Here is a 15,655-nt window from a genome sequence, read left to right as displayed (position 1 = left end):
TCTCCTATTTGATAAAACGTCTTACTAAACTGATGAGTAAAAAGACAGTTACAAAAATAATGGTAATACTTGCACTTGCAGGTGTTTCTGCATAGTAGGAAATGTAAAGTCCTGCTACCATTCCCAAAAATCCAATCGCACTGGCAAGCAGCATAACCGATTTAAAGTTTTTCCCCAGACGCAGGGCAATACTAGCTGGCAAGACCATGATAGTCGATACCAAAAGAGCTCCTGCAGCAGGAATCATAAGGGCAATGGCCACCCCTGTAACCATGTTAAAAAGAATGGACATGGTACGAACTGGCAAGCCATCCACAAAGGCCGTATCCTCATCAAAGGTCAAGATATACATAGGACGAAGGAAGAGGAAGGTCAAAATCAAAACAACCGCCGCAATGACAAAGAGGGAAATAACCTGCTCTTCGCTGATCGTCACGATTGAACCAAAAAGATACTGGTCCAAACTCATTGAACTCGAGCTTTTACCCTTACTCATGACAATCAGAGAAACAGCCAGACCTGTTGACATGAGGATCGCTGTCCCGATTTCCATAAAGCTCTTGTAAACCGTACGGAGATACTCCAAAAAGACCGCCGCAATCAAGACAATGGCAATCGTAGAAACAGTCGGAGAAATCCCTAGGACCAGACCAAAGGCTACACCTGAAAGCGAGACGTGGCTGAGGGTATCACTCATCAAACTCTGACGGCGCAAGATAAGGAAGGTTCCTAATACTGGCGAGAAAAGACTCATAGCAATAACAGCCAGAAAGGCACGTTGCATAAAGTCATAAGATAATAAACTAAGCATGGCCCACCTCCTGATCATTCTCATGAACATTGAAACAACGCCATGGCGAGTCTTGGTTACGAACTAAATGAATATTGCGGTCCGCATAGTCCTTAACTTCTTCAGGGTCATGAGTAATCATCAAAACAGCCTTGCCGTGATGATGGGCGCTGTGGTGCATCAGTTCGTAAAATTCATTTTTACTTCCTGCATCCATCCCCGTTGTCGGCTCATCTAGGATAAACACATCTGGGTCAGAAGCAAACATACGCGCAATCACCGCTCGCTGCTTTTGTCCTCCAGATAGAGAACCCAAGCGTTTGTCTCTGTGTTCCCACATGCCCACTGAGTCTAGACTGGCCTTTATATGCTCCTCATCATGAGCATTCAGTCGACGGAACCAACCCTTACGCGGATAGCGACCAGATTTGACAAATTCATAAACCGTACTTGGAAAACCTGCGTTAAAACTGGCAATCTGTTGGGGAAGATAGGCTATTCTCAATTTCTTACCCTGGGTATTTGTCTTTGAAATGGTCACCTTACCAATGCGTGGCTGAAGGATTCCAAGACTGGCCTTAATCAGTGTCGTCTTAGCTGCCCCATTTTCCCCTGTCAAGGTAACAAATTCCCCACTATCAACACTATAATTGATATGTTCAAGAACGGGCTCCTTATCATAATAGAAGGATAAATCCTCTACCGTAATATATCTCATTATTTGATTTCTCCTACTAAAGCAGTCAAAAACCGCTGGATCACTTTTTGTTCATTTGGAGTAAACTGAGTCGCCACTTGTTCATAGGTTAAAAGTGTATGCTCATGGTGATGATGGTGCTCCTCAGCGATTGGACGAGCCAAGTCAGTCAACTGATAAAAAATCACACGCGCATCCTTAGGATCTTTAGATGTTTCCAACATCCCTTCCTTAACCAGAGATTTAATGGCCTTGGTAACCGCCGCCTGACTGACATTGAGGCGACGAGCCAACTCTGAATTGGTTAAAGATTCCTCCGACAAGAGCATGAGGATATGCTCCTGGGTATTGGTCAGAGCTACCTCGCTAGTACAATGACCTATTAGAATTTCATGCTGATTTTCCGCCTGCAAAATCACCTCATTTAAAAAAGCATCGATATCCTTCGCTAGCTGTCTCATATCTGACTCCTTTCCTTTTGGACTTCTCTTTTTTAAGAGAAAAATACTATTCTTTGAAAAATTATTTACTGGTTAATTATATCACAACCAAAAAAAGAGTCAAGAAAAAACGTGAAAACCAGTTTCATTCTTGAACTCTTCTATATATTATTATCTATTTGAATGTCTTAACATCTCCATCATAAGTCGCCCAATCTTTGCTGAAAAAGCGTTCATTCAGATGGTAAGTCGGAGCTGGCGTGGGATTGGATAGGAAAGGATCAACTGCCTTATCAAAAGCAAGCCAACCCAACCAACCAAGGTGAATGGTATCCTTCATAAAGAAAGGCTCCCCACCATCTTTGGAAAAATCTACTATATTGGTAAAACCTTGACTTTCTAACTGGTAGCGAATCTTCTGCACCGTTTGTTGGTACATATCCTCCCGCAAACCAGCGTAGTCCATCCATTTTTTATTAACAGGCGGAATGATAAAAATCGGGTTTACCTTGGATTTAGAAAACTGGGTTAACACTAACTGCAAGTCATTATATTCTGGCGATTTGAGGTAGGTAAAGTTTTTCTGAGAATCCTTTAATTTCTTCAAATCCTTCTTAATCTGCGTATTATAGAAATAATTTTCCATTCCAAGATCATTATTAGAAGTATGCTTTTCTGCATCTGCTTTAACAACCTCTTCTATGGCTTTATAAGAAAACTGGTCTGGCAAGGTCTTTAAATACTTAGCTACATGCTTATCGTAATTAACATAGCCTCTAAACGAAAACTGACCAAAAAAGGAGGCTTGGCGTTCATTAAAACGAGCCAATAATTCAATCATTTCATTGTCTGCCATCGACAATTCTTCTTTACTTGCCAACTTCTGAACCAGGTCCCTCATAGCTACATTTGGAAACTGTTGCAGTAAGCGAGTCGCTGCATATTGGCTAGCCTGATCTCCAGATTGATTTTCCAGAAAACTAGTCAACTGGTCTCCATTAAAATACTGCTGGAAGGCAGCTGGTTCATAACCATTTTTACTGAACCACTGGGGAGAGATAACATATACAACTTGTTTATTCTCCAGTTGTGGCAGCATCTGCTGCATCCCAAAATACTGATTGAGCGATGCAGCTCCTCTCTGTCCCAAAAGATAAGGACGGTAGGAGCGATTGTATTTCTCTGCCAATACCGCAGGATGTGCGCCGTCAAAACGAAGCCATTCACTGGAGCCAAAGAAGGGAACAAAACGCATATTTGGATCAGATAAGGCTCTGACCTTTTGACTCCTCTCCTTAAAACTTTCAATGGTAGTAGCCACCGCTGAACGCTTTTCAGCCTCCAGATTATGACGCATCTCAGCAGGATAGAAAAAGATGAGCAGACAAACCAACAAACCAGCTATCAAGACCGGTCCGAAGATCATCCATAAGCGTTTAAGCATTTTGTAGCTCCACAATACCATCTATGATTTTATTAGCTGTGTTCCAGTCATCACGACCAAACTCTGTAACAGGAACACGAATGTCAAAGCGGTTTTCAATCTCCACAATCAACTCAACCGTTCCCATACTATCCAAGACACCTGCATCAAAAAGATCTTCATCCATCATGTCAGAAACATCTTCCATAAACAACTCATCAATAATTTCGATAACTTCTGATTTGATATCCATATTTTATTTCCTTTTATTTTTTAAACCATAAATCATTCAAAAATCCAGAAAAGATTAAGAATGACAACATGACGACATGGAAGGTGACAACCATGCCAAGCAACTGAATCCAGCGATTCTCAGGTAGAGCAGTCTTCCCTGCTTTTTTCCGTTCCTTATTGAGCGTTTTTTTCTTACGAATCCAAGCATCATTAATAACCAAGCCTAATCCATGAAAGAGGCCATAGGCGATATAGTACCAGGTCACTCCATGCCAAAATCCCATAATCAGCATATTTACAATATAGGCCACACTTGAGGTTACATTGCGATTCTTAAAGACCTTCTTTCTGGTCAACACCATGACCATTCGCATAAAGACAAAGTCACGGAACCAGAAAGACAGACTCATGTGCCAGCGATTCCAAAACTCTTTTAAATCCCTAGATAAAAAAGGCTTGTTAAAGTTGACAGGGCTACGAATTCCCATCAAATTTGAAATGGCCAAGGCAAACATAGAGTAGCCTGCAAAGTCAAAGAAAAGTTCTAGACCAAAGGTATACATAACTGCCAAGGCATAGTGGTTAAAAAAGCCACCTGACTGTAGGGCTAGATTCTTCAGAGGAGGGAGTAAGGTCTCTCCTAAAATATGAGCTATGATAAACTTATATAGAAAGCCAAGCATGATATACTTGACAGCCTCTTCCAGCATATCCATCAACTCATCTCGCTCAGGAATGGTCTGATAATTTTCATTAAACCGCTTAAAGCGATCGATTGGCCCGCTTGAAAAAGTCGGCATGAAGAGTAGGAAGCGGAGGAATTCCCAGAGGCTAAAATCCTTAATCACTCCATCTCTCAGCTCGATGATAATCCCAACCGAACGAAAGGTCAGGTAAGAAATTCCCAAAAATCCAAGCAAAGACTGCGTTCCATTGATAGCTGGTTGCACCTTGACAAAGATAATCGGCAGTAGGGACAGAAAACTAACTAGGTAGAAAACCCACTTACCATCCTTACTTTTTCGATAGTGCTTATAGAAAAGCAAGAGCAATATTTCCCAGCACAGATAAATGCCCAAGGCAGCCAATTGATTAGTCTTCCCACCTACCAGCATGGTAACGATAAAGAAGAGACTAACCAATACCTCATACCAGGCAAAGCGTTTCTTGAAAAAGAGGCCGATAAAGATGGGCAAGGTTGCAGCAATCACATAGACAAAATACTGAGGATTGCCGTATGGCTCTAAATGAGGAAGCTGTTTAAAAAACTCCATCATCTCCTATTTACCTCATTAATCAATCCTTTGATATCAATTTTTCCATTTGGAGTCAGTGGCAAACTGTCTCGATAAAGGAATTTGGACGGCATCATATAAGACATCATAATATCTGTCAAGTCTTCCTTAATGGCCTTGGTAATATCGATATCACGCTCAAACTGCTCACGAACACCATCTTTTAAGATGACATAGGCTAGAAGATTTTGCACCTTGTGGTCTTTATTATAGCGCGGTACTGCAACAGCAGACTCGATAAAGCGAGACTTATTGAGGTTTTGAGAGACATCTTCTAACTCAATGCGGTAACCGTTGAACTTAATCTGGAAGTCCATGCGTCCGCCGTAGAGAAGCAAGCCCTCATCTGTCATGGTTCCCACATCACCTGTGTGATAGGCTAGCAGACCTTCAAACTCAAAGAAGGCTTCTGCTGTTTTTTCAGGATTATTCATATAACCTTTTGAGACGGCCGGTCCTGAAACAATGATTTCTCCCTGTTCACCATTTGGCAGTTTATTTCCTTCCTCGTCAATGATAAAGGTTGGAGAATCAGCCTTGGTATAGCCAATTGGTAGACGTTTGAGATTCGCTAGCATCTCATCTGTCACGGCAACTGCTGACAGGGCCACTGTCGCTTCTGTTGGGCCGTAAGCATTGATAATACGGGCATTTGGGAAACGCTCACGTAGTTTTTGAGCCGTTTTAACCGTCAATTCTTCGCCATCAAAGTAGAAATGCGTGATGCCAGGCATTTTCTCGCTATTAAAGTCTTCTGACAACATAGCCATATCCGCAAAAGAAGGCGTTGAAGTCCAGATAGCGATTGGCAATGAAAAAATGGTCGCAAAGAGTTGCTTAAAGTCCTGAGTAATAGCTGAAGGAAGGGCAAAAAGCGTACCTCCCAGTGCCAAGGTCGGCGCCCAGTACATGACGGACAGGTCAAAAGAATAAGGTGGCTGAGCCAGCATTTGCGGACGACTTGGCGTCGCAAATTCCTTATCCGTAATCATCCAGTTGGTAAAACTGAGGAGGTTATCATGGGAAATCTGTACTCCCTTAGGCTTACCAGTTGTACCAGAAGTAAAGATAATGTAGTAGTTATCATCACCCTTGACTGGATGCGTGATCTCATAACTAGTCCCTTGAGCAAAGGCTTCTTGAACCTGAGCTAGAGTCATCATTGGCGTAGAAACCTGCTCCAATGGAAAGTCTGAAATGGCAATAATCAAGCTCGGCTCTGCTACTTCTAAAATAGCTGAAACTCGCTCCAAGGCCGAATGACTGTCAATTGGTATGTAGGCATGACCTGACTTAGTCAAGGCTACAAAAGTTGCCAACATTTCATATTCTTGGCCACCAAAAACGACCACAGGAGACTTCTCTGGCAAATTCATCTGGTCAATAACTGCAGCCAAACTGTCCGAATCAGCCTTTAAATCGCCATAAGTATGTTCCTGCCCCAAAACATTGTAAACAGGATAGCTAGGCTGTGTCTGAGCAAAATGCTCAATGGTTTCAATCATATCTACGATTGCTTTATTTGACATAATAAGGATTCTCCTTCAAGTTAAAATTCATTATAGATAAAGCTTCCTTGACCCTGACCAAGATAGCTAAAGAAGTAAAGCAGCCCTAGAAAGATAAGAAAATACAAGGCTGTCCGACCAAGAAATATGTACAATTCTTTTCTCTGTTTCATCAAGAAAAACCATTCATTTCTGTAATTTTCCGCTAAAATAAAATCAATTTCTTACTAATTTATTTTTCTGCTATTATACCACTTTATAGACTAGTTTTTCAATTGTTTACCCGTCTATTTTCACTACGTTCCAGTAACATTAATTTGTTCCATATGATTCTTTCTAATGATAGCTTAAATGCTTTTCAGTATGGATTATATGGGGAGCTACAACAAAGTAGGCTCCATACTACCTATAGAGGATTTTCCCACTATAAATATTATAGAGCCTTATCTTATGTCTCACTTTATCGGTGCAGTTCCCTTTATCTAGAGATTTTTATAGTATGTAATCCTAGAATTCACTATAGATAAATTCTTGAATGTTCGAAAAATCGGTAACAAAACAATAAATCACGATGCTTAAGATAACCGTATAGAAAAATAGCGTCCACAAGATTAAACGGTGTGTGTTAGTTATCTTGGTTTGCAAATTTGTATAGTTCTTTTTCAACTTCCATCCATCCTTTCACTCCAACGTGCATCACATCAAATAAAAAGTAATCATCATACTCTCTGTTTCCATAGTTTAATACCGTTGCACCATGGCTTTTTGCGACATCTTCTATTTTTTTATAAGTTTTCTCCCGCATCTCTCTTGAGACACCTGTGTAGTCATTCCATTTACCATTTACTGGGAAAATAATGACCTCAACTTCAATGCCCAATTCCTTGGCAACTGTCAAGAAGAGTTCCATATCTGAATACTCTGGTGACTCGAGGTAGCTCAAATCTTTATTAGAATTCTTCAGCGATGTATAACGATCTTTTAAATAGGTATTGTAGTAGTTATTATCAACAGCATAATCATTATTGTCTGTTTTCTTTTTGACCTCTTCTACAAACTGATTCGTCATTTTCTCCCAATCATAGTCTGGGGTTTTATCCCCTAGTGAAGGATAAGCTGATTTGGCATGTTTTTGATAAAAAGTCTGTTTGAGTTTAAAGGAATAAATCGCGTTATCGAACTCTAATAGTTTTTTATCAACAATCGTTCCTTTCTCATCTATGAAATAACTTTTGTATTTTTTGTAGATGTCATTATGTTGCTTGTTCCCCTTGGTAATCTCGATAATGCGATTGATTAGTTTTTCTTTCGTTTCCTTACTAATCTTATCATTATCTAGCATATGGAAAATATGTTCCTGAGAAGCCTTGTTCAAAAAGGCATCTTGATGAGTCCCATCTTTTTCAAACCACTGAACCGATTCTATTATAGCCACTTTTCGCTTAGTCATAGATCCTTCAATTGAGCCCAAGGTCGTAGACTGAATGATGTTTTGTGAATAGCTGGTTCCAATCTGCATGATATTAAAATCGTTGTAGTTAAAAATTTTATTTGGATGATAGTCTTCATTTATCGTTGCAACCAACTCAGATGACCCCAATAAAACCAATGTATTGGGAGTGATATTGCTTGTTAAAATATCTCTACTTTTATACTTTTCATACGAAGTGCTATAGCGAATACTGTTATCCTTTACTTTATAATAATCATCAATCTTCTTGACGTATGTCACATTTAAAAGCGCAAGCGTCGCAATTACGAGCACAAGCGATAGCAAAAATGCTTTTAGTTTAATCATCTCGTTTTATCCTATCCCTTCGATCCGTCCAATCTCTTTTCAAGTTCTTATCTCTTTAAAATCGTAAGTAAGATTTTATAGGGTTCACCTGAAAAGATAAAGAAACCAAGCATAACCAAATTCATGGTCACAAACCAACTCAGTAGCTTATACCAATCTTTATTTTTATTTTTCTTATAAAAATTGCTTTTCTTTTGATACACTTCAAATCCAGCCATCAAGACACCGTGATAAAAACCATAAACAATGTAGCTAACACTAAGGCCATGCCAAAAACCCATGACCAACATATTGACCATATAGGCATAGGTTGCATTGTGTAGTCTATTTTTAAACCATTTTTTCCTGATAACCTGCATCAATACTCTTGAAAATACAAAATCTCTCAACCAGGTCGACAAGGTGATATGCCATCTGGTCCAGAAATCCTTGATATCGACACTCAAGAAAGGTTTGTTAAAGTTCATCGGTGTCTGAATACCTAGAATGTTGCTACTTCCAACGGCCATTAGACTATAGCCTGCAAAGTCGAAGAACAGATACAAGGTATAGAGGTACATATACTTGATTGAGTAAACGACTGTGCCAGTATTATTTAGAGCGAGTAACATCTGATAAACATAGGTTGATAAAACAACCTTGTAGAGAAGGCCTAGAACGATACGATACACACCGTCCCCTGCTAACTCTAGATACTCTTTTCGAGGCATGACCTCGTTTATCTCTTTTAAAAATCTCCTACTCCGATCAATCGGACCAGCACTAACTGTAGGGAAAAAAAGTAAAAATTGCAGGTAGTCTTTTATGCTAATCTTTTCTTTAATCAAGCCATCCGATATCTCCAGCATGATCTGAATGGTCTTAAAGGACATGTAAGAAATGCCAATAAAGGCCAACAAATGCAGAGAAGTCAGGGCAAAGATTTTATTGATCACCAAAGGAAAAATAGAAAGGAAAACCAGAGGTTTCAGCCGCTTTGTTTCTATCCTCTGTGCTATGAAAACCAGAAAATATTGATAAGTTACAAAGGAGATTAAATAGACAATCATTGCTCTACTCTTGCCATAAATAGCTCCTGCAAATAAGAGGGAGAGCACCAAAATATAGTAGTCCTTACGTTTTTCAAAAAAGTTTACCACAAAACCAATCAGTAAAACTACAAACAAAAGAAGGAAAAACTCATTCCCCTCGAAATAATTCATACCAGCCAAACTCCTTTTTTCTTTTTCTCATCTCATGATTTATCTTTTTAAGATTAGTTCCTATCATATTACCAAAGATAGTTAACTTTATTCATTATATCATAATTTAAAAACTAAAAATACTTCTGTTATTTTATTTCTTAAAATAAAAAATCCAACTGACTCTTAGTACTGAATCCCAATAATGAGACAAAATTATTCACACAATAAATAAAATTCAAGAACAAAAAATTGATGAAGGGACCAGTGAAGAATTCTGCCTTTTTAGCTGAAATAGTAATCAACACCAGTATACAAACTTAAAAAAATCAAAATGACCAAAATGAAATGAGAAAGTACTCCTTTATTTTGGTCATTTTTTGTAAGTTGTGTTTATTGAGGTATGAATAATTGAGTTTTAATGTCTTAGAAAAGTGAGAATACAAGCACGGCCAAGGCTGCACCGATAACAGGTCCCACAACAGGAATCCAGGCATAAGACCAGTCTCCGTCTCCCTTGTTTGAAATTGGAAGGATACTGTGCATGATACGAGGTCCAAGGTCACGCGCAGGGTTCAAGGCATAACCTGTTGTCCCGCCTAGTGATAGACCGATACCGACAATCAACGTTCCCACTGCAAAGGTTCCGATTCCTGCTTGAAGATCATAAAGTCCCAGAGCAAAGATTGTTAATACCAATACAAAAGTTCCTAGGATTTCACTAATCAAGTTTGATACAGTATCTTTGATAGCTGGTCCTGTGCTGAAAGTAGCCAAAATATTTCCTGCATTTTCTTCTGCCTCATAATGCGGCTTGAATTGCAACCAAACCAAAATCTGACCGAGCATAGCCCCTGCGAACTGAGCTAGGATATAAGGGAAAACGGAAGCCCAAGGCAAACCACCTTTCAAGGCCACACCAATCGTCACAGCTGGGTTTAAATGAGCTGGACTGAGTTTTCCAGATACAAAGACTGCAACCGCAACGGCAATCCCCCAACCCATAGTAATCACAATCCAACCTGCATTGTTGCTCTTGGTTTTAGGAAGAACCACACCAGCAACAACACCATTTCCTAGAAGAATCAGGATTAAAGTTCCTAGAAATTCTCCAAATAATTCATTCATCATCTTTCTGTCTCCATTAAAAAGAAGGGGCGGGCGACAAGGAGTCCTGCCCTCCACCTCTTTGATTTTTTCTTAATTTTTTAATTCTGCTAAATCGTTGTTAGCGAGAGCCGCTTCGACATCCGCACGGTAGCCTGCTTTCTCTTCTTCTGACCAATCATAGAATCGTCCCATTTCATCCAAAACTGGCTCAACGATGCTATCCAAACTATCACGCATAAAGAGCATATGGTTGGTACGACGAAGCAGGAAGTCAACCGGGCTAAGAGCCAACTCGTTGCGCATTGCATAGTGAAGTGACAAAGTGTCTGCCAAACTGAGTCCTGGCGCTTGTTCCAAACTATGAGCAAGAGCAAAGACTTTCGGTGCATTTGAACCGTAAAGATTTGCTAGGTAATGAGCTTCCTTGCTATCCAAGCCACGTGACACTCCAAGTTGCGCAAAGGCTTCGATTTCTGAGTCCACATTTGCTGGGTTCAATTCCCCACCTGAAACAGGGTATGTCTTAGAATTGATCAGTTTAAAGCTACGGTCAAATTCTGCTTTGAGGATGTCAACCACGCGCTCCATAGCTCCTTCAGCCATCTTACGGTAGTCTGTGATTTTACCACCAGCAAGGGTCAAGAGACCATTATCGTCTCGGTCCAAGCTAGAACCACGAGAAACTGCAGATGGGTCCAAATGTTTCTCAGAGGTACTGCTTTCAAGCTTGCTAACAGCAGCCTCTACATCTTCACGCGTTTTTTCTTTAGAGAGGTAAGACTCAACAGTAGCAATCAAATTGTTAAAGCTTTCATCACTGATTGTACCGTTATTTCCTCCATTGTAGTCAGAAGCGCTATTGCCTGCGATCAATGGACGAAGACCTGCCCAGCTGCTTTCGATATCACCAATGGTGATGTTGGCTTCTGGGAAGCGGTTGTTGACAATACCAAGTAGATAATCTACATCTTCTTGAGTTACTTTTGGATGTTCCAAATCACCTGTGTAGTCTGTATCAGTTGTACCAAAGTAAGTCTTGTTTTCACGTGGGAGAACAAAGACCATACGACCGTCACCCAAACCTGTGTCAAAGTAAACTGGCTGTGAAACCTTGATCTTGCTTGAGTCCACTACCAAGTGAACTCCCTTAGTTGGACGCATTTGTGAGAATTGGGTTCCCTTATTAGACAAATTGCGTACTTTGTCGCTCCAAGGACCTGTCGTATTGATAACCAGACGCGCCTTGATTTCAAAGACTTGGTCTGTCAACAAATCACGAGCTACCACACCTGTAATCTTGCCACTTTCGTCAAAGAGGAAGCCTTCTGCCTTCACGTGGTTAGCAATGAGGGCACCATCTTGGTTGGCACGTTTGATGTTTTCAATCACGAGACGTGCATCGTTGTTACGGAAGTCAAGGTAAACCCCACCTCCTACCAAACCTTCTTTCTTCAAGTTTGGCTGGCGTTCCAAGACTTCTTCCTTACTCAAAACCTTGTTAGCAGCTGGTGTGTTGTTGATTCCTGCCAAAAGGTCATACAAATCCATAGCTACTTTAAGGCGGAAGAGGCTAAAGGTTGCTCCATCTTCATCATAAACTGGCAAGAGCATTGGGTCTGGTTTTGGAATGTGAGGTGCAATTTGTTGTACCACTGCACGTTCTGAAACCGTATCTGATACTACTTCTACGTCAAATTGCTTAAGATAACGAAGACCTCCGTGAACCAATTTTGTTGAACGGCTGGATGTTCCTTCTGCAAAGTCTTGCATTTCAATCAAACCAGTATCTAGACCACTAGCTGCCGCCTGCAAGGCTACACCAGCACCAGTGATTCCTCCACCGATAATCAAGAGGTCCAAGGTACGTTCCTGCATTTTTTTAATTGACAATTCACGTGTTTTCTTTGAAAATTCCATATTTACACACTTTCTAACTAAGTCGCTTTATTCTTCCAGTATTAGTCGTCTACTTCCGCAAAGACTTGCGTTGCTTTTACAGCCTTCTTCCAGCCCTTGTAGAGTTGTTCCTTGCGCGATTCGTTCATAGATGGCTCAAAGAGTTCTCCTGTCTCGTTCAAGAGTTTCAACTCATCCAAATCCTTCCAGTAGCCTACTGACAAACCTGCTAGGAAGGCTGCCCCTAGAGCTGTTGTTTCCAAGTTTTTGGCGCGTGCAATGTCGATTCCCAAGATGTCAGCTTGGAACTGCATGAGGAAGTTGTTCATAGCTGCACCACCGTCTACTTTCAAGACCTGTATAGCTGTCTGAGCATCCACTTGCATCGTATCGATAATATCACGCACTTGATAAGCAATTGATTGAAGAGTTGCCTTGATAAAGTCTTCCTTACTTGTTCCACGAGTCAATCCAAAGACAGAACCGCGAGCATTTTGGTTCCAGTATGGAGCGCCTAGACCTGTAAAGGCTGGAACGACATAAACTTCATCATTGTTGTGAGAATCACGAGCGTATTTTTCAGATTCTGGTGAATTTTCCACCATGCGAAGACCGTCACGAAGCCACTGAATGGCACTTCCTGCGATGAAGATAGAACCTTCTAAAGCATAGTAAACCTTGCCATTGATTCCGTAACCAATCGTTGTCAAGAGGTTATTTTCAGACAACTGCATCTCTTCCCCAGTATTCATGATGATGAAAGAACCTGTTCCATAAGTATTCTTAACCATACCTGGCTCAAAGGCCAACTGTCCAAAGAGGGCCGCTTGTTGGTCCCCAGCCATACCTGAGATTGGCACTTCTCCACCGTAGAAATGGAATGGCGCTGTCTTACCGTAGATTTCAGAGTTAGAACGAACTTCCGGAAGCATAGCCTTAGGAATGTTGAGGATTTCCAAAATCTCATCATCCCATTTGAGTTCTTTAATGTTATAAAGCATGGTACGAGCTGCGTTTGAGTAGTCGGTCACGTGAGCCGCACCGTCAGTCAATTTCCAAACTAACCAAGTATCGATAGTACCAAAGAGCAATTCCCCTTTTTCTGCTCGCTCTTGAGCTCCTTCTACATGATCCAAAATCCAACGAACCTTAGTCGCTGAGAAGTAAGCATCAATGATCAAACCAGTCTTTTCATGGAATTTTTCCACATAACCTTGACTTTTTAGTTGTTCAGCCAAAGGAGCTGTCTGACGTGATTGCCAAACAATAGCGTTGTAGATAGGAAGTCCTGTTTTCTTATCCCAGACGACAGTTGTTTCACGTTGGTTGGTAATTCCGATTGCTTCGATTTGATTTGGCTTGACACCACTTTCGATGAAAGCTCCCGCAATAACTGACTGGACTGAGTTCCAAATTTCATTGGCATTGTGCTCTACCCAACCTGCCTGAGGGAAAATCTGAGTGAACTCTTTTTGACTCGAGCTAACTTTTTCTCCTTTTTTGTTGAAAATAATGGCACGAGAACTTGTAGTTCCCTGGTCAATGGCCATGATGTATTTTTCTTGTGACATGTGCTGTCCTCCTGATAAAGATCTTGAGGATGTCTCCTCTTTACACTAACTAGTATACAAAATAAAGCGCTTTCTTGTTCATCAACTTTTTTTAATTTTTTAAAAAATGTGAGGAGATTGTGTGAATTTCACAAAAAAGACCTGGAACAACCAAGCCTTTTAAGTGAATAATAACTGACGAATCGCTGCCAAATCTTCCATATCCAAGTCGTTTTTTAAATAATAAACTGGGGTCTGTTCCTTCTTATAAATCGGGTTATTGGTAACCAGCAAATCATAATGCCGAGTACAATCATAGGCTTCAATGGTAATAAAACGATTGTATTCCAAATACCGTTTCAAAATGGCTGCCATCCTTGAAAAGACAAGAAAACCAGATGTCAAATCCAGACCAATCCGCATATGCTGGCCACCATTTTCAGCCATATATTCTATCAACTGGAGCCATTCCCAGAGAATTTTCTTATCCAAATCCGTCCCCTGCTGAAAAGCAGGTAGAGCATGAAAAATCTCCTCTGCTATCCCCTTAAAATCATGTTCCATCAGCAAATAGGGATGACAATTCTCCAACTGGTACTTGTAGCGGTCCTGTAAAATATAGCCCTTATAGAGATAGACTTGAGCACAAAGCTGACTGAGTTCATAGGTGACATGGTCCTCTGTATAATCACCCAGTAACTCCTCCTTCTTCATTTCTTGAATCAATTGCGTCAGCAAATCTGCCAACTGCCCTCCAAACCCAAGAATATACTCCATAGTATGAAGAGGAAGAATACGATGGGACAAGAGGAAAGAGAAGAATATCATCATCTCCCCATCCTCAGTTCCTAGAGGAAGGTGTTGTCCAGCAAAAAAGGACGGAGCCTTTCTCAGCAAACGAAGGTAGAAAATATTGTCAAAATACCCTCGCATTTTTTCTTCTATGACTTGAAACTGACAGGCATTGACCCGGAGACGTTGTTGACTGATGTGAGCCCAGAGAACCAGGTCCAATTTCTGACCCGAAGACAAACTTGCACCGCAGATTTCTTCTAAAGTGGCAATCTCCTGTTTTCTCTCTGATTTCTGCATGTGACCTTCCCACTCCTGACTGGACCAAACCTTGCGGAAAAGACAGAAATAGAAATAGCGAATTTGATGTTCTGGACCTCGCCACCGTCCATTTTGGATGGATAAGTCAAATTCTGACAAAATCTGATTTAGACTAGCTAAGTGGCGACCAAGCGTAGCCTCACTAATCATCAATTCTTGAGCCAGCTGATGGGCTAAAAACTGTTGGTGGTAGAGAAGATAAACAAGAATCTGATATTTAACAGCATTCTCCAAAAACAGGATCCTAATATCTCTCCCCTTGGTAGCTGCACCAATCGATAGACGCAGATTCTCATCTTCTAACTGGATTGTCAGCTCTAAACCACTATCCAAAGCCTTGTCATTGAGCAGGGTAACATATTTGGTTAGGGTTGCTTTTGAAAATCCTGTTTCCTCCATTACAGCCTTGACGGTCGTCTGAGACTCTTGTAGTAGAAAGGAAAGGATTGAAAATTGGCCAGATTCAGCCTTTTCCATCAAGTCTCCTAAATACATTTGTTACCCCTTTCATTTTCTACCTTAAGCATAGCATAAATCTAACAAATGCTGAAATAATCTGTTTCTCTTTTTACTTTCATGCTGATTTCCTGGTTCATTATCCTGAAAATCAATAAACACAC

General features: G+C 40.6%; 14 protein-coding genes. All 14 read right to left on the bottom strand.

Annotated elements, in window-relative coordinates; translation table 11 throughout:
• Positions 1 to 4 precede the first annotated feature (4 nt).
• A complete protein-coding gene (locus N5909_RS04235) occupies positions 5 to 811 on the bottom strand; it encodes a metal ABC transporter permease (protein ID WP_000950038.1) in 807 nt (268 codons plus the stop codon).
• The gene (locus tag N5909_RS04230; protein WP_001269496.1) at positions 804 to 1,508 is read right to left on the bottom strand and encodes a metal ABC transporter ATP-binding protein; all 705 of its coding nucleotides are present in this window, start codon (positions 1,506 to 1,508) and stop codon (positions 804 to 806) included. Before N5909_RS04230 ends, N5909_RS04235 begins: the two co-directional genes overlap by 8 nt.
• Positions 1,508 to 1,948: a zinc-dependent transcriptional regulator AdcR gene (gene adcR, locus N5909_RS04225; protein WP_001249308.1), complete on the bottom strand. Its 441-nt coding sequence runs from the start codon at positions 1,946 to 1,948 to the stop codon at positions 1,508 to 1,510. The genes N5909_RS04230 and adcR overlap by 1 nt, the downstream gene beginning before the upstream one ends.
• Before the next feature lie 154 nt (positions 1,949 to 2,102).
• Entirely contained in the window at positions 2,103 to 3,371 is a 1,269-nt protein-coding gene (dltD, locus tag N5909_RS04220; protein ID WP_271630859.1) for a D-alanyl-lipoteichoic acid biosynthesis protein DltD, read from the bottom strand.
• Positions 3,364 to 3,603 carry a D-alanine--poly(phosphoribitol) ligase subunit DltC gene (dltC, locus tag N5909_RS04215; protein WP_033682478.1) on the bottom strand — a complete coding sequence of 80 codons (240 nt, stop codon included), beginning with the start codon at positions 3,601 to 3,603 and terminating at the stop codon, positions 3,364 to 3,366. Before dltC ends, dltD (N5909_RS04220) begins: the two co-directional genes overlap by 8 nt.
• 13 nt (positions 3,604 to 3,616) lie before the next feature.
• On the bottom strand, positions 3,617 to 4,861 hold the full coding sequence (gene dltB / locus N5909_RS04210) for a D-alanyl-lipoteichoic acid biosynthesis protein DltB (protein ID WP_271630858.1): 1,245 nt from the start codon (positions 4,859 to 4,861) through the stop codon (positions 3,617 to 3,619).
• Positions 4,858 to 6,408, bottom strand: coding sequence for a D-alanine--poly(phosphoribitol) ligase subunit DltA (gene dltA / locus N5909_RS04205; protein WP_271630857.1), 1,551 nt, complete (start codon positions 6,406 to 6,408; stop codon positions 4,858 to 4,860). Before dltA ends, dltB (N5909_RS04210) begins: the two co-directional genes overlap by 4 nt.
• A 20-nt stretch (positions 6,409 to 6,428) precedes the next feature.
• On the bottom strand, positions 6,429 to 6,560 hold the full coding sequence (locus N5909_RS04200; protein WP_033682482.1) for a teichoic acid D-Ala incorporation-associated protein DltX: 132 nt from the start codon (positions 6,558 to 6,560) through the stop codon (positions 6,429 to 6,431).
• Between the two features lie 452 nt (positions 6,561 to 7,012).
• Positions 7,013 to 8,185, bottom strand: a complete 1,173-nt coding sequence (gene dltD / locus N5909_RS04195) for a D-alanyl-lipoteichoic acid biosynthesis protein DltD (protein WP_070480099.1) — start codon at positions 8,183 to 8,185, stop codon at positions 7,013 to 7,015.
• A 47-nt stretch (positions 8,186 to 8,232) separates the two neighbouring features.
• Entirely contained in the window at positions 8,233 to 9,387 is a 1,155-nt protein-coding gene (gene dltB, locus N5909_RS04190) for a D-alanyl-lipoteichoic acid biosynthesis protein DltB (RefSeq protein ID WP_271630856.1), read from the bottom strand.
• A 405-nt stretch (positions 9,388 to 9,792) separates the two neighbouring features.
• On the bottom strand, positions 9,793 to 10,497 hold the full coding sequence (locus N5909_RS04185) for an MIP/aquaporin family protein (RefSeq protein ID WP_049491164.1): 705 nt from the start codon (positions 10,495 to 10,497) through the stop codon (positions 9,793 to 9,795).
• A 69-nt stretch (positions 10,498 to 10,566) separates the two neighbouring features.
• Positions 10,567 to 12,393 carry a type 1 glycerol-3-phosphate oxidase gene (gene glpO, locus N5909_RS04180; protein WP_061589667.1) on the bottom strand — a complete coding sequence of 609 codons (1,827 nt, stop codon included), beginning with the start codon at positions 12,391 to 12,393 and terminating at the stop codon, positions 10,567 to 10,569.
• Between the two features lie 41 nt (positions 12,394 to 12,434).
• A complete protein-coding gene (glpK, locus tag N5909_RS04175; RefSeq protein WP_000076784.1) occupies positions 12,435 to 13,943 on the bottom strand; it encodes a glycerol kinase GlpK in 1,509 nt (502 codons plus the stop codon).
• A gap of 159 nt (positions 13,944 to 14,102) precedes the next feature.
• On the bottom strand, positions 14,103 to 15,530 hold the full coding sequence (locus N5909_RS04170; protein ID WP_271630855.1) for a helix-turn-helix domain-containing protein: 1,428 nt from the start codon (positions 15,528 to 15,530) through the stop codon (positions 14,103 to 14,105).
• Positions 15,531 to 15,655: the final 125 nt, after the last annotated feature.

The organism is Streptococcus gwangjuensis (assembly GCF_028156745.1).
GTDB lineage: Bacteria > Bacillota > Bacilli > Lactobacillales > Streptococcaceae > Streptococcus > Streptococcus gwangjuense_A.
Note: the sequence above shows the minus strand (reverse complement) of the source record. Positions and strands in the feature narration are given on the sequence as shown.

Coding starts and splice junctions, on each gene's coding strand:
- N5909_RS04185 (WP_049491164.1), bottom strand. CDS start 10,497: ATGATGAATGAATTATTTGGAGAATTTCTAGGAACTTTAATCCTGATT.
- dltD (WP_070480099.1), bottom strand. CDS start 8,185: ATGATTAAACTAAAAGCATTTTTGCTATCGCTTGTGCTCGTAATTGCG.
- dltC (WP_033682478.1), bottom strand. CDS start 3,603: ATGGATATCAAATCAGAAGTTATCGAAATTATTGATGAGTTGTTTATG.
- N5909_RS04235 (WP_000950038.1), bottom strand. CDS start 811: ATGCTTAGTTTATTATCTTATGACTTTATGCAACGTGCCTTTCTGGCT.
- N5909_RS04200 (WP_033682482.1), bottom strand. CDS start 6,560: ATGAAACAGAGAAAAGAATTGTACATATTTCTTGGTCGGACAGCCTTG.
- dltD (WP_271630859.1), bottom strand. CDS start 3,371: ATGCTTAAACGCTTATGGATGATCTTCGGACCGGTCTTGATAGCTGGT.
- N5909_RS04230 (WP_001269496.1), bottom strand. CDS start 1,508: ATGAGATATATTACGGTAGAGGATTTATCCTTCTATTATGATAAGGAG.
- N5909_RS04170 (WP_271630855.1), bottom strand. CDS start 15,530: ATGTATTTAGGAGACTTGATGGAAAAGGCTGAATCTGGCCAATTTTCA.
- adcR (WP_001249308.1), bottom strand. CDS start 1,948: ATGAGACAGCTAGCGAAGGATATCGATGCTTTTTTAAATGAGGTGATT.
- dltA (WP_271630857.1), bottom strand. CDS start 6,408: ATGTCAAATAAAGCAATCGTAGATATGATTGAAACCATTGAGCATTTT.
- dltB (WP_271630856.1), bottom strand. CDS start 9,387: ATGAATTATTTCGAGGGGAATGAGTTTTTCCTTCTTTTGTTTGTAGTT.
- glpK (WP_000076784.1), bottom strand. CDS start 13,943: ATGTCACAAGAAAAATACATCATGGCCATTGACCAGGGAACTACAAGT.
- dltB (WP_271630858.1), bottom strand. CDS start 4,861: ATGATGGAGTTTTTTAAACAGCTTCCTCATTTAGAGCCATACGGCAAT.
- glpO (WP_061589667.1), bottom strand. CDS start 12,393: ATGGAATTTTCAAAGAAAACACGTGAATTGTCAATTAAAAAAATGCAG.